The following is an 8,832-nucleotide window of genomic DNA, read 5'->3' as shown; positions in this document are numbered from 1 at the left end:
TCTTTAGACTGGCTAAGATTTATGCATACCCCCAATGATTATCGGGTGAGCCGTCAATGCTCGGGTCGAATCGGTCGTTGTATAGGTGGTAGACGGCTTAAATGTCAAGACTGTCAAAACGGGACTGATCGGATTACTTTTTGTCTTTTTTGTTGTCAAGTAGCTGTGATAATTCTTCCTCCACTTCCTCGATACTTGGCAAGGCGGATTTCAGATTTTCGGGAATGGCTTTGCTTAGCTGGTAGTCGCTTACTCCTATGGGCTGTGCATAGCCCGTTAGGGCATATTGTGCCACTACTTCATCTTTACCTTTGCAGAGCAACAATCCTATTGTCTTGTTGTCGTTTTCACCTCTCAACTGGTCGTCTACGATGTTGATGTAGAAATTCAATTGCCCTGCATATTCTGGCTTGAATGGAGTAGCCTTTAATTCTACGACTATATAGGCGTGAAGTTTTATGGAGTATAAGATAAGGTCTGCATAAAAATCGCTGTCCCCGACTTGGAAATGTTTCTGTTTGGCTACAAAGGCGAAGCCGTTCCCCATTTCCAATAGATACCTTGTGACGTGTTCTACAAGCTGTTTTTCAATATCCCTTTCATCTGCCAGTTCTTTTGTACCTGCTACATCGAATATATACGGGTCTTTCAGCAAATAGTTGGCTAAGTCACTTTGAGGAGCGGGCAAGGTCTTTGTAAAGTTGTTGACTTTCTGTGTTTCTATCTGCCGTTTGAACAGATTAGTCTCAATCTGTATCTTTAATACGTTGCTGCTCCATCCGTTTTCAACGGACTGTTTCATGTACCAATATTTGTTTCCTAAGGATAATGAGCTATCCAATAGTATCACATGACTGGTCCAGTTTATTTTTGAAATGGGGGAACAAACAAAATCCTTTTCAATATCATCAATGGATGTTTGCAGCATTGCGGAGATTGTCTTGTCTATCTTTTGAATTTGCGCAAGAGGCTCTTGCGTAAATTCTTTTGATTGAAATATATTTGTCTGAAATTGCGCAAGAGGTTCTTGCGTAATTGGTAAACAGTTCAGTTCATCAGTCAAGGATAGCATATTGGGGATTGTTGGCGTTCTCAACACCTTGTCACAAGAAAGCATTCTTTGTAATATCTCTAGTGGGTATGTTCGGGCAAACTGACACATATAGGTAAGGCTTCTCGCTGAATATCCTTTCTTTTCGGGATAGTGCATCTTGATAGCCTTTGAAATCTGACTTATGACTTTTCCGCCCCAACCTAATCTTTTTTGGTGGTATAGAATGAAGTTTCCCAATTTCCAATAGTGGAACAGCATTTGTGCATTGGCTGCAACAATCAATTTTACTTGTGCATGTTCTATCTCAAAGCCTATTGCATGAATGAGGGCTTCAAAGTCTTTTCTTTCTATGGGATGGTTTGAACTTTCCATTTCTTTTATTTAATTGAATGATAAGGCAAAGGTAATTAAAATATCACAATTGATTGAATTTGTTCATGGCAATAGAATTTACCCCTGTTACAAAACTGTAGCAAGGGTAAGTTTTTTAGTATATGGCTTTTGGATAGCCTCTTTTTATTATGGAGTCATAAATGAAGCACTCCCACCTCGCGAACCATTTATTTTTATATCCGTATCAGGCAATAATCTTTTAATACGCTCTATTCCTTCTTTAGTAATCTTTCCATATAAACTTAACGATCCGATTTTTATTTTTGATATTTCGTCCGGTATATTGATTGTATCGATAAATTGGATATCCAACCTTTTTATTTCTTTGAGTTCCAACAGTACAGCCGGAAATTCTTTTACTCTGATATTGATGCCGCTTCCCCAGCCATCCTTTTGAGCATCAGCACTTAATTTACTTTTTAATCCCTCCTTATTAACGTCTTTCTTCCTGACCATCCAACCAATTTGCGGTCGCAGGGCAAAAGTTTTTTTGTTTTGCTCTAATCCAATGAAACCTGCCCAAAATTCTAATGGAGTTTCTTTGACAGCGTCGCCATATACTTCCTGATACTTTACATCTACCTTCACTATCTCATCAGGGAGGCAATTTCTGCCTTCAAGCTGTTTCAGATTATTTCTTTTCCCTTCCTTATCATAAGGGAAAAACTTCACGATCCATCCATCAATAATGTTTGGGGCTCCGTATCGTTTCTGTGAATGATATTTAAACATGTTGCGCCAAAAGTTCTTATTAACTTCTCCTTTGGATGCTTTGACAAATTCTTCTAAAAGAGGTTCCAGTTCTGAAATCCACCAATCGAGTTTGTATTCTTTCAAGCCTCTGGCTTTGTACAGTAGTTTTTCCCAGTCCTCCGGTGTTCCTTCGAGAGTTATTTCAGGTATTCCACAGACAATGCGTATGATTATAAACTCAAAATAAGGTTTTACAGCCTCCATGATTGTTATTTCGGAAGCAACTTTCTCTAAAGAGGTAGTCGTTGAAAAATTGCAGGTGAGCAGTTCGGTCAGATGATTACCGGTGTATTGGGATATTTGTTTTGTAAATTGCGGAAAGATTTTCTCCCATGAAAGAGTAGGGTCTTCCAGCTTTTTGTCTTCTCTTACAATTAAGGATAGTTTGCCGGAGAAATCAACAAGCTCATTTCTCATAGACTCCTGATTGGCATTGATATGGCGTGCAAATCCCTGGCTGATTAATAGCCAAATCATGTCCGGAGACAATACGAATGGCCTGTGATCCGCATAAGCCTGATACATACCATTGAAAAAAGAATTAGGGCCAAAAGAAACGAGACTGTCGGGAGATTCGCTCTTTGCAATGATATGATAAGGAACCTTGATATTCTTCTCTTCTATCTCATAAGGCTCTATGTCCATATCTGATAATATAAGACTTTCGTAAATTTCATTCGGGGAGTGTAGATGAAGTAATTCTTCAGGCTTTGAAAGCTTTTCGACCTTAAAAGTGATTCCATTTTGAGCGAATGTGGAAACACTGCAAAATATGAATAAGCAAAATAATGTGTTTTTCATAATCTTAAAAAGTTGTATGGTGGCACAAACTTATTAACTACCTCTATATTTTGAATAGACGATATGCAAATATAATATTATAAGAACTGTCTTTGACAAGATATTGAATGTTTTTTTTATAAAAATCATAAGCATATTATTTCTTGAACCGATAAGCAGGATTTATTCGGGAATTTATAGTAAGTTTGCTCTGCTAATCCTAAACAATGACACAGAGAAAGATTATACATATCGACATGGATGCCTTCTATGCCTCTGTAGAACAGCGTGATAATCCAGAACTTCGTGGCAAGCCTTTAGCGGTAGGTCATGCTGAAGAGAGGGGAGTTGTGGCTGCTGCCAGTTATGAAGCCCGGCGTTACGGTGTCCGTTCCGCTATGGCTTCGCAAAAGGCGAAACGTCTTTGTCCCCAACTCATTTTTGTACCTGGCAGGATGGATGTTTATAAATCCGTTTCCCGTCAGATACATGAGATTTTCCACGAATATACGGATATCATCGAACCTCTGTCTCTGGATGAAGCTTTTCTGGATGTCACAGAAAATAAAAAAGATATTTCCCTGGCTGTGGATATAGCAAAGGAAATAAAGCAGAAGATTCGGGAGCAGCTCAACCTTGTTGCGTCTGCTGGAGTTTCTTATAATAAGTTTCTGGCTAAAATAGCTTCGGACTATCGCAAACCGGATGGCTTATGTACCATTCATCCGGAACAGGCCCTTGATTTTATCGCCCGTCTTCCTATCGAATCTTTTTGGGGAGTGGGGCCGGTGACTGCAAAGAAGATGCATCTACTTGGCATCCACAATGGACTTCAACTACGGAAATGCTCTCTTGAAATGCTGACAGCCCATTTCGGGAAAGCCGGCGCACTGTATTATGAGTGCTCACGAGGAATTGACGAACGCCCTGTCGAAGCAATTCGTATCCGTAAATCCATTGGCTGCGAACGTACATTGGAACGTGATATTTCAGCCCGTTCATCGGTCATTATCGAACTATACCATGTAGCAGTAGAGCTGATTGAACGTCTTCAGCGAAAAGACTTCAAAGGTAACACGCTTACCCTGAAAATCAAGTTTCATGATTTTAGCCAGATAACCCGAAGCCTTACTCAATCGCAGGAACTCACCACCTTAGACCGGGTACTCCCACTTGCAAAAGAATTGCTTAAAAGTGTCGAATTTGAGCAACATCCAATCCGGCTCATCGGTCTTTCCGTCTCCAATCCAAAAGAGGAAGCCGATGAACAACACGGTGTCTGGGAACAGTTGAGTTTTGAATTTAGCGATTGGGATTGAAGGCGAAGGGGAAGAAATAGAGGGATGAAGAAGAAAGAATAGAGGTATGAAAAAGAAGAGAATCAAAGAATGAAAAAAGAAAGAGGATTGAATATCCAAACAGATACTTTGTCTGAAGTAAAACAGATACTCTATTTGAAATAAAATAGAACCTCTATTTTCTCCAAAGGGAGCCTCTATTTTCTGAAACTGCATCTTTGTTTTTCCGAAATGAAAACCCGGTTTCCGTGTGACTTAAATTGTTTCTACAATGACTTAATTTGTTCTTATAATGACTTAAAAGCCTAAAATATAGCAATTAAGAGTACTATTTTTGAAGTATGTACTTTTTTGTCATCAGGTTCGTATGATTTACTCACCTCATTTTTTATCAGATACGTTATCTTTGCAATACTTAAATGAATGAAATACCATGAATCGAATGAAACATTTATTTTGTGTTCTTTTACTAGCAGCTTTAGGAAGTTTTTCTTTCAAGGCAAACGCTTACACCGAACGCAATATGCTGCAAAAAGCGGCAGACGAAACTACGTTGAAAAACGTGTTGGTAATGAAACAAGCATGGGTGCCTTATCCTGCTTATACAGATCGTGCCGCCTGGGATTCTTTGATGGGCCCCAATAAGCAACGCCTCATCGAAGCCGGTGAAAAACTCCTCGACTATAAATGGCAACTGATACCTGCCACCGCTTATCTGGAATATGAACGTAGCGGTAATCGTAAAATAATGGAAGTTCCTTATGACGCCAACCGCCAGGCACTTAACGCCTTGATGCTCGCCGAACTGGCCGAAGGGAAAGGACGTTTTATCGATCAATTACTGAACGGAGCATATATGAGCTGTGAAATGAATTCATGGGTTCTATCCGCACACTTGCCCCGCCAGAGCAGCAAACGTTCACTTCCCGACTTCCGCGAACAGATTATCGACCTCGGTTCAGGCGGATACGGAGCTTTAATGGCCTGGGTACACTATTTCTTCCGCAAACCATTCGACAAAATCAATCCTGTGGTATCTTTGCAAATGCGTAAAGCAATCAAAGAACGTATTCTTGATCCGTATATGAACGACGACGAAATGTGGTGGATGGCTTTTAACTGGAAACCGGGAGAAATCATCAATAACTGGAATCCCTGGTGTAACTCCAATGCCCTGCAATGTTTCTTACTGATGGAGAACAATAAGGATAAGTTGGCGAAAGCTGTTTATCGCTCCATGCAGTCAGTCGATAAGTTTATCAACTTCGTGAAATCCGATGGTGCCTGTGAGGAGGGAACCTCTTACTGGGGACATGCCGCCGGAAAGCTCTATGACTATTTGCAGATACTCTCTGATGGCACAGGCGGTAAACTGTCTCTGTTCAATGAACCGATGATTCGCCGGATGGGAGAATATATGTCCCGCTCATACGTAGGCAATGGTTGGGTGGTGAATTTTGCTGATGCATCGGCACAAGGCGGGGGCGATCCTTTGTTAATCTATCGCTTCGGTAAAGCTGTAAACAGCGATGAAATGATGCATTTTGCCGCATACCTGTTGAAAGGAAGAAAACCGTATGCTACCATGGGTAACGATGCTTTTCGTTCGCTTCAATCTCTACTTTGCTGTAATGAGCTGGCAAAAGCAACTCCGAAACATGATATGCCGGATGTAACCTGGTATCCCGAAACGGAATTCTGTTATATGAAGAATAAGAACGGTATGTTTGTTGCCGCTAAAGGCGGATTTAATAACGAAAGCCATAACCACAACGATGTAGGAACCTTCTCTTTATATGTAAATACAATTCCTGTGATTATTGATGCCGGTGTAGGTACATATACCAAACAGACGTTCGGCAAGGACCGCTATACCATCTGGACCATGCAGAGCAACTATCATAACTTGCCGATGATTAACGGAGTACCGCAGAAATTCGGGCAGGAGTATAAAGCTACCAATACCGTTTGCAATGAGAAGAAACGGATGTTCTCTACGGATATAGCTACTGCTTATCCGGCAGAAGCGAAAGTGAAAAGCTGGGTTCGCTCTTATGCTCTTGATGATAAAAAACTCATTATTGGTGATATTTATACGTTGGATGAGGCTATAGCTCCTAATCAAATGAACTTTTTAACTTGGGGCAATGTGACTTTCCCGTCAGCCGGAAAAATCCGCATCGAAGTAAAGGGACAAAAGGTGGAAATGAACTATCCATCACAGTTTAAGGCCGAACTGGAAACAATCAAACTGGATGATCCGCGCCTGTCTAACGTATGGGGCAAAGAGATTTACCGCATCACACTAAAGACTGAAGAAAAGAAAGTGACTGGTAAATATGGATTTGTTATTCAACAAGTGAAGTAGGATGAAATAGATTTTTAAAGCTAGAAAAAATAAAGTATAAACAATTAAATCACAGTAAGATGAAAAAAGTATTATTTGCCGGGCTTTTGGTCCTTGCAGGAGTAAGCGTAAGTGCGCAGAACCTGATAAAAAACGAAAAATTCGCCACTGAAGTAAAGACTAAAGTGACTAATGCCAACAAAGCTACCGCAGGAGAGTGGTTTATCATGAATAATGAAGCTGACGGTGTAACTACTATTGCTTGGGAAGAAACAGGAGATGCCAAATATCCGAATGCAATGAAATTGGATAACTCCGGTGCTGAAAAGAATCTCTCTTGGTATAAAGCTTTCCTGGGACAACGTATTACCGATGGTTTGGACAAAGGTATCTATGTTCTTACTTTCTATGCAAAAGCTAAAGAAGCAGGAACTCCGGTCAGTGTATACATCAAACAGACCAATGAGGAAAAGAATGATAATGGTAAGTACAATACTACTTTCTTCATGCGTAGAGACTATGACGCAGATGCTCAACCAAATGCTTCGGGCGCACAGTACAATTTTAAAATTAAAGATGCCGGTAAATGGACTAAAGTAGTGGTTTACTATGATATGGGACAAGTGGTTAATGCAATTAGCAGCAAGAAAGCAAATGCTAACTTGGAAGTGTCTGATACAGACGATGATGCTGCTATTCTGAAAGATTGTTATGTGGCTATTCTTTCCCAGAACAAAGGCGGCGTTGTAGAAATCAGCGACGTGACATTGAAAAAGAAATAAAGAGCAAAGGATTTAATATAGTAGGTTAACAAAAAAAATAGGGCAGTGAAGTAGTGATACTTCGTTGCCCTATTTCTTTTGTTATATGAATATAATGGAGAGTTCCGAATAAATAAATGTATGAAACAGTCAATCTTCCTTCGGGACTGATTTCATGCGATTTATTGAATACCGAGTTTCTTCTTCAGTTCCTTAGGCAGAGAATCTTTGTGTACCATCACACAGATTGTTTTAGCACGTACATAGCTTTCAGACATATTCAGATAACCTCCGGATTTGTTGCTTTCCGCTCCCCAGGAATTCTTGGTGATATAATATTTAGTACCATTCTGATCTTTCACAATGCCGGTGATGTGCATCAGGTGGTCGTCAGTTGTCACAAACTTCTCGTAACCATCCTGACGGATTTCCGGTGTTACGTTGATTTCCGGATAAGGATGCTCAAACTTGAACACTTCGTCCATTCGTTGATATTTGGGCATTTTCTCAAAACGGGCACGGTCGGTTGTAGAGTAATCTTTCACATCCTCCACTTGCGGATTGATGGCGATTCCGTTCTTGAAAGAGAAACCCTGTTCGCTTACGTCACCGTCCCAACATACGGTATATCCTTTGTTCAGTGCATAGTCGATAGCCCCGATTAGTTCGTCCAACGGAAGATTATACATTGGCTGGTTTTCCCAGTTGTCGGGAACTTCAGGCGAGAATGTCTCATAATAAGGCTTGTGAGTGAAGCTGGTCAGTTCAACATAATCATCCATATTCAATCCCAGACTTTCTGTGAAAGATTGAGGAGTATATTCTTTTCCTTTATAAGTGAATTTTTCGGGAAGCTTGCCCAGATAAATATCGAACAGATTATTAATAAGCGCATCAAATTGCGGAGTACGCTTTTTAGATTCAATATTTGCGTCTACCAATGCTTTGAGGTAGCGTGACAATGCACCGTGATTGTGGTCTTTGTTATCGCCCGGCAATCCGGTGTACACTTCTTCCGGAACGATTCCCGCTTTCTTATAAGCGTTTTTGAAAGTGTGTGCCAAACTTCCTTCACCGATACTTCCTTTACCACGACGGAGATAATTGTCCTCCATCTGATTCATGTACTTTTGGCGGACGATAAACATTTCCGAGAGATCATATTCTCCTTTTCCCATTCGGAGCAGTTCCGACTCCATGAAAGAAGCGGTGGCAAAGCACCAGCAGGTTCCTGTGGAACCCTGATCTTTAACAGGCGTTGCTTGGTGAGATACAACGGTTGTGAACTCATAACCGGGTGTTTGTGCAAAAGAGGTTACGACCAATAAGAGGAGCGCAACCGACATAAATAGCTTTTTCATAATGTGTTTTATTATCTTTCTTCTGCAAATGTATAAAAAAAGCGAAGATACTCGAAAGTTCCTCGCTCTATTTATTATAATTAGT

At 40.5% G+C, this 8,832-nt stretch carries 6 protein-coding genes; 3 read left to right on the top strand and 3 right to left on the bottom strand.

Annotated elements, in window-relative coordinates:
* Positions 1–133: 133 nt before the first annotated feature.
* Positions 134–1,426, bottom strand: a complete 1,293-nt coding sequence (locus tag DW173_RS21170; RefSeq protein WP_120145165.1) for a YhcG family protein — start codon at positions 1,424–1,426, stop codon at positions 134–136.
* Between the two features lie 147 nt (positions 1,427–1,573).
* The gene (locus tag DW173_RS21165; protein ID WP_087318303.1) at positions 1,574–3,001 is read right to left on the bottom strand and encodes a DUF4419 domain-containing protein; all 1,428 of its coding nucleotides are present in this window, start codon (positions 2,999–3,001) and stop codon (positions 1,574–1,576) included.
* Positions 3,002–3,207: 206 nt separating this feature from the next.
* Here DW173_RS21165 and dinB point away from each other — a divergent pair, with 206 nt between their 5' ends.
* The 3 genes from dinB (at position 3,208) to DW173_RS21150 (ending at position 7,407) form a co-directional block, all read left to right on the top strand.
* Positions 3,208–4,299: a DNA polymerase IV gene (gene dinB, locus DW173_RS21160; protein WP_004301910.1), complete on the top strand. Its 1,092-nt coding sequence runs from the start codon at positions 3,208–3,210 to the stop codon at positions 4,297–4,299.
* A 412-nt stretch (positions 4,300–4,711) separates the two neighbouring features.
* Positions 4,712–6,646 carry a heparinase II/III family protein gene (locus DW173_RS21155; protein ID WP_008021012.1) on the top strand — a complete coding sequence of 645 codons (1,935 nt, stop codon included), beginning with the start codon at positions 4,712–4,714 and terminating at the stop codon, positions 6,644–6,646.
* 59 nt (positions 6,647–6,705) lie between these two features.
* On the top strand, positions 6,706–7,407 hold the full coding sequence (locus DW173_RS21150; protein ID WP_004320741.1) for a DUF4627 domain-containing protein: 702 nt from the start codon (positions 6,706–6,708) through the stop codon (positions 7,405–7,407).
* A 161-nt stretch (positions 7,408–7,568) separates the two neighbouring features.
* Here the strand turns inward: DW173_RS21150 and DW173_RS21145 are convergent, their stop codons facing one another.
* Entirely contained in the window at positions 7,569–8,747 is a 1,179-nt protein-coding gene (locus DW173_RS21145; protein WP_087318302.1) for an aminopeptidase C, read from the bottom strand.
* Between the last annotated feature and the right edge of the window lie 85 nt (positions 8,748–8,832).

The sequence above is a fragment of the Bacteroides sp. AM16-13 genome, from assembly GCF_003602705.1.
Taxonomy (GTDB): Bacteria; Bacteroidota; Bacteroidia; order Bacteroidales; family Bacteroidaceae; genus Bacteroides; species Bacteroides xylanisolvens.
The sequence above is the reverse complement of the archived record's forward strand: the minus strand, read 5'-3'. Positions and strand labels throughout refer to the sequence as shown.